Source organism: Salmonella sp. SAL00670 (assembly GCF_046552235.1).
Classification (GTDB): domain Bacteria; phylum Pseudomonadota; class Gammaproteobacteria; order Enterobacterales; family Enterobacteriaceae; genus Salmonella; species Salmonella enterica.
The window spans coordinates 692,343-709,555 of record NZ_JBGDUO010000001.1 but is presented as its reverse complement, the minus strand read 5'-3'; the positions used below and the strand labels follow the sequence as shown (position 1 = coordinate 709,555).

Genomic DNA, 17,213 nt, shown 5'->3' with positions numbered 1-17,213 from the left:
CTGTTACGCTATTTCAAGCGCTCGGCATATTTCGCCACGCTCGCTTTCGCGCCATATGTCAGTAAACTGTCATAGGCTTCTTGCACTTTTTGCGTAAACCGCGCCGCCTGCGGCAAATCGTTGCCGAAAATTTCAGCCATTCCCAGCAGCGCCTTAACACGACTGGCGCCTTCTTCACTGTTTGCCACGGCGCGCTGAATAACCGGCAATAGCGGATCGCTGACGTCGATCGCCTTACCCTGCTCATCCACGCCGCCAACGTAACGCATCCACCCCGCCACGCCCAGCGCCAGCAAATCAAAATCGCTATGATTAGCAAGATGCCAGCGAACGGAGTCCAGCATACGCTGCGGAAGTTTCTGGCTGCCATCCATCGCAATCTGCCAGGTACGATGACGCAGCGCCGGATTACGGTAACGCGCAATCAACTGATCGGCATAACGCTGTAAATCTACCCCCTGGACTTTCAGCGTTGGCGCCTGCTCGCGTAACATTAACGCCTGCGCGGTCAGACGATAGTTGTCGTCATCCATACAGTCATTAATATGCTGATAGCCGGCAAGATACCCCAGATAAGCCAGGAATGAATGACTGCCGTTAAGCATTCGCAGTTTCATCTCTTCAAACGGAACCACGTCGGCGACCAACGTCGCGCCCGCGTTTTCCCACTGCGGACGCCCCGCCACAAACATATCTTCTATCACCCACTGGCGAAACGGTTCACAGGCAACGCCCGCCGGATCGCGCACGCCGGTCAGTTGTTCGATTTTATCCAGCGTCTCCGGCGTGACCGCAGGGACAATCCGATCAACCATGGTTGACGGAAATGTCACGTTTTGCTCGATCCATATCGCCAGTTCCGCATCCACCTCCCGGGCGTAAGCCGTCACAACCTGACGCGTCACATGCCCATTTTCCGGCATGTTATCGCAGGACATCACGGTAAATGCCGGTAAGTCTGCGGCTTTACGACGCGCTAACGCTTCGACAATAATACCCGGTGCCGTTAGCGGTTGATGCGGATTTTGCAGGTCGGCGGCAATCATGGGATGTTCCAGCAGAAGTTGGCCCGTGGCTGGCGAATGACAATACCCTTTCTCGGTAATGGTCAGAGACACAATCGCTATTTGCGGTTCGCACATCGCCGCCAGCACACGTTCCAGACCATCAACCTGGACATGCAACGCCGCTTTGACGACGCCCACCACACGCGCCGTCCAGGCTTCCGCCGACATCTCCGCCACGGTATAGAGGTTATCCTGCTGCTTTAGATCGGCAATCTGTTGTTCGCCGCCAATAAGATTAACCTCATAATAGCCCCAGTCGCTATGCTGCTCCGCAGCCAGAATATCTGTATAAACCCCCTGATGCGCGCGATGAAACGCGCCAAAACCGAGATGGACCATCCGCGCCGCCAGCGCCGCGCGATCGTAATCAGGAAGCGTCGCCTTTGCCGATAAAAGCCTGTTTTGCATTTTATAACCTCTATATTCTGAAAGCGGAACAGTCGCAGAGTAACGCCTGCCCTGGTGCATTTGGATTTACACTGATTAAACAAAAGTGACCGGACAGCATGGCCGAAACCGCATTAGCGTTCCGGCCATACCGTCGACACGATTTAACTCGTCTGGGTTGCGGAGTGGCGTAACTTCTCTGCCGCTGTCGCTTCCGCCGCATCCTCAGGCAGACTCAGGTCGCGATCTCTGACCTCCGGCATCAACAGCGCAGAAATCAGACCAATACACGAGTAGAGCACCAGCATAATTAAGATGGGCAGCCAGGAATCGGTCATGTTACAAAAGATCCCTGCGAGGACGGGGCCAAAGCCAACCGCCACCAGCCCCCCAGCCTCTTTTGAAATCGCCATCCGGGTGAAGCGATTACGCGATCCGAAAATTTCCGCCATGGTGATGTTTTCCAGCGCAAATAATCCCAGCACGGCAAAGTTATGAATAACAATGAGCGCTGCCATAATAACGCCAGGGCTATACGTTTTATCTACCACAATAGACAGCATCGGCCAGGCGAGAATAATCGCGGAGATATTCAATATTATATACGGCAGCCGACGGCCGTATTTATCGGACAACCACCCTAATAGTGGGATAGTGATAAAACCAATTACGGAACTTATCATTAACGCATCGGTTGGGATAGATTTGTTAAATAATAACGTCTGAACTAAATATCCGGCAAGGAAGGTTTGAATAAGTCCGGAATTCCCCGCTTGTCCAAAACGTAAACCTGTGGCCAGCCAGAAAGATTTGCTGGTAAACATCGCGCCCAATGTATTTTCTGACGCAGGCGTTAACGCTGGCGATTTTTCACCTTCGCTTACTTTTTCGAATACCGGACTTTCTTTCAGATTCATTCGCAGCCAGATCGCGAATATCATAACAACGACGCTCGCCAGGAAAGGAATACGCCATCCCCAGGCGATCAGTTGTTCGCGTTCAAAAGAACATCACCGCCCAGATCGCCGTCGCGCTCAACGTACCGCAATTGGTGCCCATCGCGACCAGCGAGGAAATGATGCCACGCTTTCCTTTCGGCGCATACTCGGCCAGCATGGTACCCGCGCCGGAAATTTCCGCCCCGGCGCCCAGCCCCTGTATAATTCGCAATGTTACCAGTAATACTGGCGCAAAAATGCCGATTTGCGCATACGTCGGCAGTACGCCAATCAGCGTGGTGCAGATCCCCATCATGGTGATAGTAATAAACAATACTTTTTTTCGTCCGATGCGGTCGCCCATTTTACCAAAAACAAAGGCGCCGATAATTCTGGCTATATAACCTGCACCATAGGTGCCCATTGCCAGAATAAGCGCCATCGCGGCAGACTGTTCCGGGAAAAATATCTCATGGAAGACCAGAGCCGCGCCTAGTGAATATAACTGAAAATCCATAAATTCAAGCGCGGTGCCTAACCAGCCAGATACGGCAGCGCGCACTAAATCCTGAGTCGATCGTTCATGCTTTATTTGTGTCATATAGGCAATCTCTAAGAGGTAAGATGCGTACCACTTACTCGCAATTATTTATATTATTTCGCAAACGTGAGTAAGACTTTGCAGCATTGACGCTGGTCTTTCTCGAAAAGCTCAATCGCGTCGGTGACATGTTGATAATCAAATGTATGCGTTATCAGCTTATCCGGATCAATAAGCCCTTTATTCAGCCAGTCAATCACGACCGGGAATTTATTGGCATTAAGACGCGATGAATAAATAGCCAGCTCTTTTCCGGTAATACCCTGCTGTACAATCTCACACGGGTCGCTGGAAAATCCCATCAGGACAATGCGTGCCGCAGACGATGCAAGTGTAATCGCCTCTTGCAGGATAGCGGGATGACAGGCGGCATCGACAATCAAGGTCGGTTTTAGCGCCTTCTGCTGTAGAAATTCCGCCAGTGAATGTTGACCATTATTGAGGGTCCAGTCAGCGCCGCTCTGCTTCGCCATCGCTAAACGCTCTTCAATGCGATCAACGACTATGACCGTTTTAACCTGATAAACCCCCTTCAGCGCCTGTACGGTCGTCAGTCCCATCGGGCCTGCGCCATAGATAAGCGCCACGTCCTGCTCGGTCGGATTCACCTGCCCCGTCACATTTGCCGCAATGGTAAACGGCTCAACCATGACGGCATGATGATCTGCGATGCTGTCCGGTATGCGATGAGCATTACGGGCCGGCGCCACCGCATACTCGCTGAAACCGCCGTCACGATGCACGCCCAGCACCACCAGCGAGGTACACACATTGGGTTTACCGACTGAACAAGGGTAACAATGCCCGCAACTGATCACCGGATCGACGGATACCCGTTCTCCTATCCGGTCGCGATTGACGTTGTCGCCTACCGCGTCGATGACACCGAAAAATTCATGGCCTATGACACGGGGATATTTTGCAAAGGGATTATGTCCCCGATAAATATGGCTATCGGAACCGCAGATACCCGCCAGTTTCACTTTAATGCGAACTTCGCCCGGCGCAGGCTGCGGAAGCGCGCGCGTTTCGATAGTTAATGTATTCGGTTTTTCGATTACGATGCTTTTCATTTTTCGCTCCTTACCAGTTCCACAGTGTGCCGTCTTCCAGGCGGGCCACCGGCAAATAGGCTGGATCGTACGGATATTTCGCCGCCAGTTTTTCATCGAACTCAATGCCCAGTCCTGGCTTGTCGCCCGGATGCATATAGCCGCCCTCGAACGTCCAGTTATGCGGGAAAACCTCCAGCATCTGTTCGGAGTAGCCCATAAACTCCTGCACACCAAAGTTAGGCACCCACAGGTCGAAATGTAATGCAGCGGCCATACAAACCGGCGACAGATCGGACGGCCCATGCGAACCGGTACGCACCTGGTAGAGCGAGGCAAAATCAGCAATGCGGCGCATCCCGGTAATACCACCGGCATGGGTAAGCGTGGTGCGGATATAGTCAATCAATTGCTCTTCAATGAGCTGTTTGCAATCCCAGATACTGTTAAAGACTTCGCCTACGGCAATCGGCGTGACCGTATGCTGGCGGATGAGGCGGAAGCACGCCTGATTTTCAGCCGGCGTCGGGTCTTCCATCCAGAACAAACGATAGTCTTCAATACTTTTGCCAAAGCGGGCAGCCTCAATAGGCGTCAGTCGGTGATGCATATCGTGCAGAAGATGTTCATTAAACCCGAACGTATTACGCACGGCGTCAAACAGCTTTGGCGTAAAATCGAGATACTTTTCCGTTGACCACAATTGTTCTTCCGGCCACTGGCCTTTTGTCGCGGGCTCATAGGCCAGCCCCTTGCCTTTCGCCATGCCGTAGGTGGTTTTCATCCCCGGAACGCCGCACTGCACGCGGATTGCTTTGAACCCTTGCTCTTTATGACGCGCGTAGTCTTCCAGCACATCGTCGATGGTGTGGCCTGTGGTATGGCAATACACCATGACGCCTTCACGCGAAGCGCCGCCGAGTAACTGATACAACGGCATATTGGCGGCTTTGGCTTTAATATCCCATAGCGCCATATCAACCGCGGAAATGGCGGACATGGTGACAGGGCCACGGCGCCAGTACGCGCCTTTGTAGAAGAACTGCCAGATATCTTCGATGCGGCGAGCATCCCGCCCGATGAGCTGTGGGCACAGGTGATCGGTAAGGTACGAGGCCACCGGGAGCTCGCGTCCGTTCAGGGTGGCATCCCCCAGACCGGTGATCCCGTCTTCCGTGGTTATCTTTAAGGTGACGAAGTTACGCCCTGGACACGTAACAAAAACTTCAGCCCCTACAATCTTCATGTTTATTCCTTACATCGCATTATGGGATGCAGGAAATTTACCCAACTGAGCTACTACCATACAAGTATATTGATGTAAAAAGCGCTGCCAGATCACAAAATGTTCTGGTCGCGCGGCAATGTTACGTACGTCCCCATCCGACGACGATAATCAGCATTCCACACAGCGCGATCAGCGCGCCGCACCAGTCATAAACCGTGAGCCGGACGCCATCGACAACACGTAACCACAGGAGCGCAGTACAGACATATACCCCACCGTAAGCCGCATAAACCCGCCCACTCGCCGCCGGATGCAAGGTCAAAAGCCAGACGAATAACGCGAGTGACGCGGCAGCGGGCAGAAGCCACCACACGCTGGCGCTGCGCTTAATCCATAGCCAGGGAAGAAAACATCCAATGATTTCACAGAGGGCGGTGACAAAGAAAAGCAGAGTCGTCTTTAGCATGAGATTCATTTGGTTACGAAATGATAAGTGATAATACAACAGAATATCGTTACGGTTATCCGGCCATTCTTGTGTATATGCCAGGCATAAGGATTGGTGTAGAATTTACAGGTGGTTTACCGCTTTTTCCCCTCTAATGAAAGGATGTTGTGATGAACAATACGCTGAGCAAACGCCTGTGCCTGACGGCAATGCTTACGTTGGCGGCCGTTGTATATACTACTTCCGCATTCGCTGAAACCAGTAAACTGGTGATTGAATCGGGAGATAGCGCACAAAGTCGTCAGGAAGCGGCGATGGAAAAGGAACAATGGAACGACACTCGCAGTCTGCGCCAGAAAGTGAATACCCGCGCAGAAAAAGAGTGGGACAAAGCCGATGCCGCCTTTGATAACCGCGATAAATGCGAGCAAAGCGCCAACATCAACGCCTATTGGGAGCCCAATACGCTGCGGTGTCTGGATCGTCGTACAGGTCGCGTTATTACGCCCTGATGCAGGATAACTAAAAGGAAGTGTAAGGATACAGTATGACAAGTGACTACAAGGTCAGACTGCGCCCGCTTGAGCGTGAAGATTTACGATTTGTCCACCAGCTTGATAATAATGCCAGCGTTATGCGTTACTGGTTTGAAGAGCCGTATGAGGCTTTTGTCGAACTGTCGGATCTCTACGACAAACACATCCACGACCAAAGCGAACGGCGCTTTGTCGTCGAATGCGACGGTGAAAACGCCGGGCTGGTAGAACTGGTGGAAATTAACCATGTGCATCGGCGGGCGGAATTTCAGATTATTATCTCGCCGGAGTACCAGGGAAAAGGCCTGGCGTCACGCGCGGCCAAACTGGCGATGGATTACGGATTTACCGTACTCAATCTCTATAAATTGTATTTGATCGTCGATAAAGAGAATGAAAAAGCGATTCACATCTACCGTAAACTCGGGTTTAGAGTAGAAGGCGAGCTGATTCATGAGTTCTTCATTAACGGCGAATACCGTAACACCATCCGCATGTGTATCTTCCAGCAGCAGTATCTGGATGAACATAAAACGTCCGGTTCTACACTCCTGAAACCCACCGCGCAGTAAACGCGGCGCGGTAGTCACGGAGAGTCGCACCGCGCCCGGTTTAGTAGTAATCGATACGATTTTTAATGGTGTAATGGTGGGACACTGCCGGCTTAACGCTCTCATCGACGATAACAAGCCGGCAGTCAACAGGGTTCGCGTACGCATCATATTCGCAGCTCTGTGTGACGTTGCCGACCTGTCGATCATCCACCCGGCTGACTGCCGTATAATCCAGCTTTTTACGCGGGTCCGCGGAGGGTTTTGCCGTCACAGAGAGCGTATTCTGCGAGTTTATGGTTGTCTTACCTAACGGATAGCCTTCGCTATCATAGCGGTACTCGACCTTCATCTCTTTGCCCGTCGCCGATACCACAAAACCGTTGTCGTCCGTTTCCCAGGTCACGCCCGCCGAAGGCAACGCCGCCAGCTGGCACTTCCCCTGTAACTGCACCTTTTTTTCCAGCGTCTGAGCATCCCGGTAATAATTGGCATCCAGCACGAGCGCCAGCCCCGTATTATTCTCCAGATCGTGTAACTCAAGCGTATCAAAACAGCCTTCCTGTGAAAGCGTACCGGTGACCTGCTTCGCCACTTCGCCATTCTCACTCATCAATGTCTGGCTGAAATCCTTTACCGGACCACGTAATGGATCAAAATCAAATTCGTTCGAAAAACTGGCCATTTCCGGCGTAAAAGACTCAAGGGATTTCGGGTTATCACAACCTGCCAGTATCATGCACAATAACGTCAGTAAAAGGGGTTTCTTCACACGTATCACCAGGATGAAAAGATATTTATCATCATATTAGCAAATACAGTTATTTACACGAAAAATGCTAAGCTTAGAACATCGTCATTAATCACAGGAGTTCATGATGAAAATCGCAACTGCAATAGCCGCTCTGGCGTTAGTTAGCGCCCCCTCGCTGGTGATGGCGGCACCGGGATCGTGCGAGAGAGTAAAAAGCGATATTGAACAACGTATCATCAATAACGGCGTGCCGGCGGATAATTTTACGCTCACTATCGTTCCTAACGACCAGGCCGATCAGCCGGACTCACAGGTGGTGGGCCATTGCGCGAACGACACGCATAAAATTCTTTATACCCGCACCAGCAGCGGCAATGCGCCAGCCAATACCTCTCCCGCTCAGGACGGTTCATCCGCCGAACCGCAATAACCTCCTCCTGCCCTCCGGGTCCGGAGGGTAACGCTCTTTGACATGGATTAATAATCCTTACTCCTAAAGGGGTAAACTCATTACATCATTAGCATGTTAATAATTTCGTTATAGTTATCAATATATAGCGAAATAATAACGACAATGGAGTGAGTGATGCCCGGAGAAAAGCAACAAACAGGCGTTAGCCGCAGGACGTTAGTGAAATCAGCGGCGCTTGGCTCACTGGCGCTGGCTGCCGGAGGCGTATCTTTACCGTTTGGGATGCGTACCGCGGCCGCGGCGGTGCAGCAGGCTATGCGCAACGAAGAAGATAAAATCGTCTAGGGCGCCTGTTCGGTCAACTGCGGCAGTCGCTGCGCCCTGCGTCTGCATGTAAAAGATAATGAAGTCTGGTGGGTTGAAACTGATAACACTGGCGACGATGTCTACGGCAATCATCAGGTTCGCGCCTGCCTGCGGGGCCGTTCAATCCGTCGGCGTATTAACCATCCGGATCGCCTTAACTATCCCATGAAACGCGTTGGCCGCCGCGGCGAAGGCAAATTTGAACGCATTAGCTGGCAGGAAGCACTGGACACCATTAGCGCCAGCCTGAAAAAGACCGTGGAGACCTACGGCAATGAAGCCGTTTATATCCACTATTCATCCGGCATCGTAGGCGGCAACATAACCCGCTCGTCGCCTTCCGCCTCGCCGGTGAAGCGTTTGATGAACTGCTACGGCGGTTCGTTGAATCAATACGGCTCATACAGTACCGCGCAAATTTCTTGCGCCATGCCCTACACCTATGGCTCCAACGACGGCAACAGCACATCTGATATCGAAAACAGTAAACTGGTGGTCATGTTCGGCAATAATCCGGCTGAAATACGCATGAGCGGCGGCGGCATTACCTGGTTTCTGGAGCAAGCGCGTGAACGCTCAAATGCGCGCATGATCGTAATAGATCCGCGCTATACCGATACCGCTGCCGGACGTGAAGACGAGTGGATACCGATTCGCCCCGGCACCGACGCCGCGCTGGTGGCGGGAATTGCCTGGGTATTGATTAACGAAAATCTCGTTGACCAGCCTTTTCTCGACAACTATTGCATCGGCTACGATGAAAAGACCCTTCCGGCTGACGCGCCCCCCAATGGCCATTATAAGGCTTATATTTTGGGCCAGGGCGAAGACGGTATCGCCAAAACGCCGCAGTGGGCATCGCATATTACCGGCATCCCCGCCGATCGGATTATCAAACTGGCGCGCGAGATAGGCAGCGTCAAGCCGGCCTACATCTGCCAGGGTTGGGGCCCGCAGCGTCAGGCGAACGGCGAACAAACCGCTCGCGCTATCGCCATGTTACCGATTCTGACCGGCAACGTCGGCATTCATGGCGGTAATAGCGGCGCACGCGAATCCACTTACACCATTACCATTGAACGTCTGCCGGTCCTGGAGAATCCCGTTAAAACCGCCATCTCCTGCTTTAGCTGGACGGACGCCATTGCGCGCGGCCCGGAAATGACCGCCCTGCGCGACGGCGTACGCGGCAAAGATAAGCTGGATGTCCCGATCAAATTTCTATGGAACTACGCTGGCAACACCCTGATTAATCAGCATTCGGATATTAATAAAACCCATGAAATTCTTCAGGATGAAACGAAATGCGAAATGATTGTGGTCATCGACAATTTTATGACCTCTTCCGCGAAGTACGCCGATATTTTACTGCCGGATCTCATGACCGTCGAACAGGAAGATATCATCCCCAATGATTACGCCGGCAATATGGGATATCTGATTTTTATCCAACCGGCGACGACGCCTAAGTTTGAACGCAAGCCCATCTACTGGGTACTCAGCGAAATCGCCAGACGCCTCGGCGACGATGTGTATCAGCGGTTTACCGAAGGCCGTACCCAGGCGCAATGGCTGCAATATCTGTACGCCAAAATGCAGGCAAGAGATCCGGCATTGCCCGCGTATGACGATCTGAAAAAAATGGGCATCTATAAACGCAAAGATCCCAACGGCCACTTTGTCGCCTATAAAAAATTTCGTGAAGATCCGCAGGCCAATCCGTTAAAAACGCCGTCCGGTAAAATCGAAATCTACTCGAGCCAACTCGCTCACATCGCCAGTACCTGGGAGCTGGCGGAAGGCGACGTGATAAGCCCACTGCCGATTTATACCCCTACTTTTGAAGGATGGGACGATCCGAAGCGGAGCACCTTCCCGCTACAGCTGTTTGGCTTTCACTATAAATCCCGTACCCATTCAAGCTACGGCAATATTGATGTTCTGCAGGCCGCCTGTCGCCAGGAGGTGTGGATAAATCCGCTCGATGCGCAAAAACGCGGTATCGCGAATGGCGATAAGGTTCGCGTCTTTAACGATCGTGGAGAGGTGCGTCTACCCGCCAAAGTCACGCCGCGTATTCTGCCGGGCGTCAGCGCGATGGGTCAGGGCGCATGGCATAATGCGGATATGGCTGGCGATAAAATTGACCACGGCGCCTGCATCAATACGCTCACGACGCTGCGTCCTTCCCCCCTGGCAAAAGGGAATCCTCAACATACAAATCTGGTGGAAATCGAAAAAATCTAAGCCGCCTGCTCCGGGACGTTTTTACGCGCCCGGAGCTCCCCGTTTTGCGAACACAACGACATTTAAAACTCTTTTTTGGATGAGCATAGTGAGCTGTTATGAAAATCACCAACCCTGAGGCATTAATGGCGGCCAGTATCAGCCGACGAAGCCTGGTGAAAACCTCCGCTATCGGTAGCCTTGCGCTTGCCAGTAGCGCTTTCACCCTTCCGTTCTCCCGCATCGCCCACGCCGCAGCAGACCTCGCATCCGGCAATGTGGCAGAAAAAGCGGTCTGGAGTTCATGTACCGTTAACTGCGGCAGCCGCTGCCTGCTGCGCCTGCACGTAAAAGATGACACCGTATATTGGGTTGAATCAGATACCACGGGCAACGATGAATATGGCAACCATCAGGTACGCGCCTGCCTGCGCGGTCGTTCTATTCGTCGCCGGATGAATCATCCCGATCGCCTGAAATATCCGATGAAACGCGTTGGTAAACGAGGAGAAGGCAAATTCGAACGTATCAGTTGGGATGAAGCGTTGGATACCATCGGCGATAACCTGAAACGTATCCTCAAGGACTACGGCAACGAAGCGGTACATGTGCTTTACGGTACCGGCGTGGACGGCGGCAATATTACCAATTCTAACGTACCGTATCGCCTGATGAACGCCTGCGGCGGCTATCTCAGCCGTTACGGTAGCTACAGCACCGCCCAAATCAGCGCGGCCATGAGCTATATGTTCGGCGGCAATGACGGCAACAGTCCGGATGATATCGCCAATACAAAACTGGTGGTGATGTTTGGCAATAACCCCGCGGAAACACGTATGAGCGGCGGCGGCGTGACATACTATGTCGAACAGGCGCGCGAGCGCTCCAACGCCAGGATGATCGTGATTGACCCGCGTTATAACGACACTGCCGCCGGCCGCGAAGACGAGTGGCTGCCGATTCGCCCAGGTACCGATGGCGCGCTGGCGGCGGCAATCGGCTGGGTGCTGATTACCGAAGATCTTATTGATAAACCGTTTCTGGATAAATACTGCATCGGCTACGACGAAACCACTCTGCCCGCCTCGGCCCCGCGTAACGCGCACTATAAAGCCTATATTTTGGGTCAGGGCGACGACGGTATTGCTAAAACGCCGCAATGGGCCGCGCAGATTACCAGTATTCCGGCGGAAAAAATCATTCAACTGGCGCGGGAAATCGGCTCGGCGAAACCGGCTTACATTTGCCAGGGCTGGGGACCGCAACGCCACTCTAACGGGGAGCAGACCGCACGCGCAATCGCCATGCTGTCTGTACTCACCGGTAACGTCGGCATAAATGGCGGTAATTCCGGCGTGCGCGAAGGCACCTGGGATCTGGGCGTCGAATGGTTTTCTATGCTGGAGAACCCGGTAAAAACCCAGATTTCGGTCTTTACCTGGACCGACGCTATCGATCATGGCGCGGAAATGACCGCCACACGCGACGGCGTGCGGGGAAAAGACAAGCTCGACGTGCCGATCAAATTTTTGTGGTGCTACGCCAGTAATACGCTGATCAATCAGCATGGCGATATCGCCCACACCCACGAGGTGCTTCAGGACGACAGTAAATGTGAAATGATCGTCGGCATCGAGCACTTTATGACCGCGTCGGCAAAATATTGCGACATTCTGCTGCCTGATTTAATGCCGACCGAGCAGGAAGATCTGATTTCCCACGAATCCGCAGGCAATATGGGCTATGTCATTCTTGGTCAGCCCGCCACCTCGCCGAAATTTGAAAGAAAGCCCATTTACTGGACGCTCAGTGAAGTGGCTAAACGGCTTGGTCCGGACGTATACCAGACCTTCACAGAAGGCCGCACGCAGCATGAGTGGGTCAAATACCTGCACGCAAAAACCAAAGCGCGTAACCCGGAAATGCCGGATTACGAAGAGATGAAACAAACAGGGATTTTCAAGAAAAAATGTCCGGAGGAGCACTACGTCGCTTTCCGCGCCTTCCGCGAAGACCCTGCCGCCAACCCACTGAAAACGCCGTCCGGTAAAATCGAAATCTATTCCGAGCGTCTGGCAACCCTCGCCAACACGTGGGAGCTGAAGAAAGATGAGATTATCCATCCTTTACCCGCCTATACGCCAGGCTTTGACGGTTGGGACGATCCGCTTCGTCAGCGCTACCCGCTACAGCTAACCGGCTTCCACTATAAAGCGCGTACCCACTCCAGCTACGGCAATATCGACGTCCTGCAACAGGCGTGTCCGCAGGAGATCTGGATCAACCCGATTGATGCGCAAGCGCGCGGCATTCAGCACGGCGACACCGTGCGGGTCTTTAACCAGAACGGAGAGATGCTCATTCCGGCAAAAGTCACGCCGCGCATATTGCCTGGCGTCACCGCTATCGGCCAGGGCGCCTGGTTAAATGCCGACATGTTTGGCGACAAAATCGATCGCGGCGGCTCCATTAACATTCTGACGTCGCACCGGCCTTCCCCACTGGCGAAAGGTAATCCGTCACACAGTAATCTTGTTCAGGTTGAAAAGGCGTAAGGAGTAACCGATGACAACCCAGTATGGATTTTTTATTGATTCCAGTCGTTGCACCGGTTGCAAAACCTGCGAACTGGCCTGCAAGGACTACAAAGATCTCACTCCCGACGTCAGTTTCCGGCGGATATATGAATACGCAGGTGGCGACTGGCAGGAAGATAACGGCGTCTGGCACCAGAACGTCTTTGCCTACTATCTCTCCATCTCCTGTAACCACTGCGAAGACCCGGCCTGTACCAAAGTCTGCCCGAGCGGCGCGATGCACAAGCGCAATGACGGTTTTGTGGTGGTGGATGAAGACGTCTGTATCGGCTGTCGCTACTGCCACATGGCCTGCCCGTACGGCGCGCCGCAGTACAACGCGGCCAAAGGTCATATGACCAAGTGCGACGGCTGTTATGACCGGGTCGCTGACGGCAAAAAGCCTATCTGCGTGGAGTCCTGCCCGCTGCGGGCGCTGGATTTTGGCCCGATAGACGAACTGCGTAAAAAACACGGTGAGCTGGCTGCCGTCGCGCCGCTGCCGCGCGCGCATTTCACGAAGCCGAATATTGTGATTAAACCCAACGCCAACAGCCGCCCGACCGGGGACACTACCGGTTATCTGGCCAATCCGAAGGAGGTATAAGATGGGAAGTGGATGGCATGAATGGCCGTTGATGATCTTCACGGTCTTTGGTCAGTGCGTGGTCGGCGCGTTAATCGTTAGCGGACTGGGCTGGCTGACGGCAAAAGACGATACCATCGCCCGTCAGCGCATCGTGCGCAGCATGTTTTTTCTGTGGCTGGTGATGGGACTGGGATTCCTCGCGTCGATTATGCATCTCGGCTCGCCGATGCGCGCGTTTAACTCGCTTAACCGCGTAGGCGCTTCCGCACTGAGTAATGAAATCGCCGCAGGATCGGTGTTCTTTGCCGTAGGCGGCATCTGGTGGCTGGTGGCGGTACTCGGTAAAATGCCCCCGGCGCTGGGTAAAGTGTGGCTGCTGGTCAGTATGGCGCTCGGCGTTGCATTCATCTGGGCAATGACGCTCGTTTATCAGATAGATACCGTGCCAACCTGGTATAATGGCTACACCACGCTGGCCTTTTTCCTCACGGCATTCCTGTGCGGCCCGGTGTTTGCGGCGTTACTGCTACGCATCGCGCGCGTCCCATTTTGCAGCGTGACGTTTGCCAGTATTAGCGGCCTGGCATTGGTGGTGTGCGTGACGGTCATCGTACTACAAGGACTGTCTCTCTCAACCATTCACAGTTCCGTGCAACAGGCCAGCCATCTCGCGCCGGATTACGGTATGCTACAGGTCTGGCGCATTGTCTTGCTTGCTGCCGGATTAGGCTGCTGGCTATGTCCGCTAATCCGTCGCCGCGAACCGCATACCGTTGGTTTGCTGCTCGGTGTCGTGCTGGTGCTGGCAGGCGAAATTATTGGCCGCGGACTTTTTTATGGCCTGCATATGACCGTAGGTATGGCCGTCGCAGGTTAATTTATGCGTGCGGGGCGACCCGCACCTTTCGGGATTGTTTGAATGACCACTTTTTTACAACGTGATGATTTTGCAGTAACGGCGCGTGTTCTTGGCGCGTTGTTTTATTATTCGCCGGAAAGCCACGAAACCGCTCCTCTGGTCCAGGCGCTATTAAACGACGACTGGCAGGCGCAGTGGCCGCTTGATGCCGAGGCGCTTGCGCCTGTGGCGGCTATGTTTAAGACCCACAGCGAAGAGTCGTTGCCACAGGCCTGGCAGCGTCTGTTTATCGGCCCTTACGCTCTGCCGTCTCCGCCGTGGGGTTCCGTCTGGCTGGATCGTGAGAGCGTATTATTTGGCGATTCTACGCTGGCGCTACGTCAGTGGATGCGCGAAAACGGAATTCAGTTTGAAATGCAACAAAACGAGCCAGAAGATCATTTTGGGTCGCTGTTGCTGCTGGCGGCCTGGCTTGCCGAGAATGATCGTCATCATGAATGCGAACAACTCCTGGCCTGGCATCTGTTTCCGTGGTCGTCCCGCTTTCTGGACGTATTTATCGATCATGCCGGGCATCCGTTTTATCAGGCGTTGGGGCAACTGGCGCGTCTGACTCTGGCGCAATGGCAAGCTCAACTTATTATTCCCGTCGCTGTAAAACCGTTATTCCGTTAATCCCCACAAAAGGCAGGATTTTACCTGCCTTTTCTCCCATTGCGGCCTATTTTTATCTACAAAAAGTGACAACGTCACACTACGTTTCTGTTTTTAAGATAATTCTTTATCGTGAGTGTTTACGCTAAGCCGCATAAGGGCAAAGCATAATTGTTAATAGATGTTTAATAGTGTTAAACATCACGCTTCGCTGGAATCCTTCCCAACCTGTTGCTATAGCTCAAAGTACCCTGCCGGAACATGGCATAACAACACGCGACTCTTAACGTCGCCATAACACATGCAAACAGGGAGACACACCGCAATGCACACCCTCACCCTAAAACGTGTACTTGGGTTCACTATCGTCATTTTGCTGTTACTGGCGCTGTTTATCTGGGGAATCGGTCTGGAGACGCTGAAAGCGCGTCAGGTCGATCTGCTGTATCTCGGGCAACGGCATTTGATGCTGGTCTTTACGTCCATGTTTTTTGCTTTACTGGTCGGTATCCCGAGCGGGATTTTACTCAGCCGACCTGCGGCAAAAGGATTTGCTGAATATGTCATGCAAATCTTTAATGTTGGTAATACCTTGCCGCCGCTGGCCGTTCTGGCCTTAGCGATGGTGATTATCGGGATCGGCGATACGCCCGCCATTGTCGCGCTATTTCTGGCTTCTCTTCTGCCTATCGTCCGCAATACCTATGCGGGCCTCTGTTCCGTTCCCGCCTCACTGATTGAAGCGGCGAACGGGATTGGGATGACAAAATGGCAGCGGCTTCGCCAGGTAGAGCTACCTAATGCGTGGCCAGTGATGCTGTCCGGTATTCGCATCGCGACCGCCATCAATGTCGGCACCGCGCCGCTGGCCTTTCTGATTGGCGCCAGCAGCTACGGCGAGCTGATTTTCCCGGGAATTTATCTCAACGATTTTCCGACGTTGATCCTCGGCGCAACGGCCACGGCGTTATTCGCGCTGATTCTTGACACTCTGCTTGCCTGGTTTGGGCGACGCCTTAGCCCTCATACCGTCTGAACGCATAAATAACAATAAGGAGCGTTAAATGAGATTCAAAAAACACCTGTTGGGATGGCTTGCCGCAACGCTGTTGTTCAGTAGCCAGACGCAGGCCGCGCCGCTGGTTCTCGCCACCAAAAGCTTTACCGAGCAGCATATTCTTTCCGCTATGACCGTTCAGTATTTGCAGAAGAAAGGCTTTCAGGTTCAGCCGCAAACCAATATCGCCGCGGTGATTTCACGTAATGCGATGGTGAATAAACAAATTGATATTACCTGGGAATACACCGGTACATCGCTGATTATTTTCAACCGTATCGATAAGCGCATGAGTCCACAGGAAACCTACGACACGGTAAAACGCCTGGATGCGAAGCTGGGCCTGGTATGGCTCAAACCGGCTGACATGAACAATACTTACGCGTTCGCGATGCAGCGCAAACGCGCCGAGTCGGAAAATATCACCACCATCTCGCAAATGGTGGCAAAAATCGAACAGGTCCGGCAGAACGATCCTGACCACAACTGGATGCTCGGTCTCGATCTGGAATTTGCCGGGCGCAGCGATGGGATGAAGCCCCTTCAGCAAGCCTACCAAATGCAGCTTGATCGCCCGCAAATACGACAGATGGACCCAGGGCTGGTCTATAACGCCGTTCGGGATGGACTGGTTGACGCCGGGCTGGTCTATACCACCGACGGACGGGTGAAAGGGTTTGATCTGAAAGTGCTGGAAGATGATAAAGGCTTCTTTCCAAGTTACGCTGTCACGCCCGTGGTGCGTAAAGAGGTGCTGGAGGCCAATCCTGGCCTTGATGACGCCTTAAACACCCTTTCCGGCCTGCTCAATAACGATGTGATATCGACCCTAAACGCCCAGGTCGATATCGAGCATCGCACGCCGCAACAGGTAGCCCATCAATTTTTGCAGGACAAAGGTCTGCTGTAAGG

General features: G+C 53.0%; 14 protein-coding genes and 2 pseudogenes. 10 read left to right on the top strand and 6 right to left on the bottom strand.

Annotated features, from left to right (window positions below; all coding sequences use genetic code 11):
• Nucleotides 1-8: 8 nt before the first annotated feature.
• The 5 genes and pseudogenes from ACLJRS_RS03555 to ACLJRS_RS03535 form a co-directional block, all read right to left on the bottom strand.
• The gene (locus ACLJRS_RS03555) at nucleotides 9-1,475 is read right to left on the bottom strand and encodes a mannitol dehydrogenase family protein (protein ID WP_001181252.1); all 1,467 of its coding nucleotides are present in this window, start codon (nucleotides 1,473-1,475) and stop codon (nucleotides 9-11) included.
• Between the two features lie 143 nt (nucleotides 1,476-1,618).
• Nucleotides 1,619-2,993, bottom strand: a pseudogene (locus tag ACLJRS_RS03550) (MFS transporter).
• Nucleotides 2,994-3,046: 53 nt separating this feature from the next.
• Entirely contained in the window at nucleotides 3,047-4,066 is a 1,020-nt protein-coding gene (locus ACLJRS_RS03545; RefSeq protein ID WP_000836499.1) for a Zn-dependent oxidoreductase, read from the bottom strand.
• Nucleotides 4,067-4,076: 10 nt separating this feature from the next.
• Nucleotides 4,077-5,291, bottom strand: a complete 1,215-nt coding sequence (gene rspA / locus ACLJRS_RS03540) for a starvation-sensing protein RspA (RefSeq protein WP_000706269.1) — start codon at nucleotides 5,289-5,291, stop codon at nucleotides 4,077-4,079.
• Nucleotides 5,292-5,412: 121 nt separating this feature from the next.
• Complete coding sequence (locus ACLJRS_RS03535; RefSeq protein ID WP_000921386.1) at nucleotides 5,413-5,739, bottom strand: YnfA family protein; 327 nt, start codon at nucleotides 5,737-5,739, stop codon at nucleotides 5,413-5,415.
• A gap of 152 nt (nucleotides 5,740-5,891) precedes the next feature.
• Here ACLJRS_RS03535 and ACLJRS_RS03530 point away from each other — a divergent pair, with 152 nt between their 5' ends.
• Together ACLJRS_RS03530 and speG are read left to right on the top strand one after the other, a co-directional pair.
• Nucleotides 5,892-6,233, top strand: a complete 342-nt coding sequence (locus ACLJRS_RS03530) for a DUF1283 family protein (protein ID WP_001066440.1) — start codon at nucleotides 5,892-5,894, stop codon at nucleotides 6,231-6,233.
• Between the two features lie 35 nt (nucleotides 6,234-6,268).
• Nucleotides 6,269-6,829 (top strand): spermidine N1-acetyltransferase, encoded by a 561-nt coding sequence (gene speG, locus ACLJRS_RS03525; protein ID WP_000199997.1) that lies wholly within the window; start codon nucleotides 6,269-6,271, stop codon nucleotides 6,827-6,829.
• A gap of 40 nt (nucleotides 6,830-6,869) precedes the next feature.
• Here speG and ACLJRS_RS03520 read toward each other — a convergent pair whose 3' ends face one another.
• Nucleotides 6,870-7,580: a YnfC family lipoprotein gene (locus ACLJRS_RS03520; protein ID WP_000743122.1), complete on the bottom strand. Its 711-nt coding sequence runs from the start codon at nucleotides 7,578-7,580 to the stop codon at nucleotides 6,870-6,872.
• A gap of 103 nt (nucleotides 7,581-7,683) precedes the next feature.
• Here ACLJRS_RS03520 and ACLJRS_RS03515 point away from each other — a divergent pair, with 103 nt between their 5' ends.
• From ACLJRS_RS03515 to osmX, 8 genes and pseudogenes are all read left to right on the top strand, one after another.
• On the top strand, nucleotides 7,684-7,992 hold the full coding sequence (locus ACLJRS_RS03515) for a DUF1161 domain-containing protein (protein ID WP_000975516.1): 309 nt from the start codon (nucleotides 7,684-7,686) through the stop codon (nucleotides 7,990-7,992).
• Between the two features lie 156 nt (nucleotides 7,993-8,148).
• Nucleotides 8,149-10,587 (top strand): annotated as a pseudogene (gene ynfE / locus ACLJRS_RS03510) (selenate/tellurate reductase subunit YnfE).
• Nucleotides 10,588-10,685: 98 nt separating this feature from the next.
• Nucleotides 10,686-13,121, top strand: coding sequence for a selenate/tellurate reductase subunit YnfF (gene ynfF / locus ACLJRS_RS03505; protein ID WP_000705285.1), 2,436 nt, complete (start codon nucleotides 10,686-10,688; stop codon nucleotides 13,119-13,121).
• 10 nt (nucleotides 13,122-13,131) lie between these two features.
• Nucleotides 13,132-13,749: a dimethylsulfoxide reductase iron-sulfur subunit DmsB gene (gene dmsB, locus ACLJRS_RS03500; RefSeq protein WP_000213083.1), complete on the top strand. Its 618-nt coding sequence runs from the start codon at nucleotides 13,132-13,134 to the stop codon at nucleotides 13,747-13,749.
• Nucleotide 13,750: 1 nt separating this feature from the next.
• Nucleotides 13,751-14,608 (top strand): dimethyl sulfoxide reductase anchor subunit family protein, encoded by an 858-nt coding sequence (locus tag ACLJRS_RS03495; protein WP_000534700.1) that lies wholly within the window; start codon nucleotides 13,751-13,753, stop codon nucleotides 14,606-14,608.
• 42 nt (nucleotides 14,609-14,650) lie between these two features.
• On the top strand, nucleotides 14,651-15,265 hold the full coding sequence (dmsD, locus tag ACLJRS_RS03490; protein WP_000206561.1) for a Tat proofreading chaperone DmsD: 615 nt from the start codon (nucleotides 14,651-14,653) through the stop codon (nucleotides 15,263-15,265).
• A gap of 304 nt (nucleotides 15,266-15,569) precedes the next feature.
• Entirely contained in the window at nucleotides 15,570-16,280 is a 711-nt protein-coding gene (osmY, locus tag ACLJRS_RS03485) for an osmoprotectant ABC transporter permease OsmY (protein ID WP_000557304.1), read from the top strand.
• A 28-nt stretch (nucleotides 16,281-16,308) separates the two neighbouring features.
• Complete coding sequence (gene osmX / locus ACLJRS_RS03480) at nucleotides 16,309-17,211, top strand: osmoprotectant ABC transporter substrate-binding protein OsmX (protein ID WP_001211193.1); 903 nt, start codon at nucleotides 16,309-16,311, stop codon at nucleotides 17,209-17,211.
• Nucleotides 17,212-17,213 lie beyond the last annotated feature (2 nt).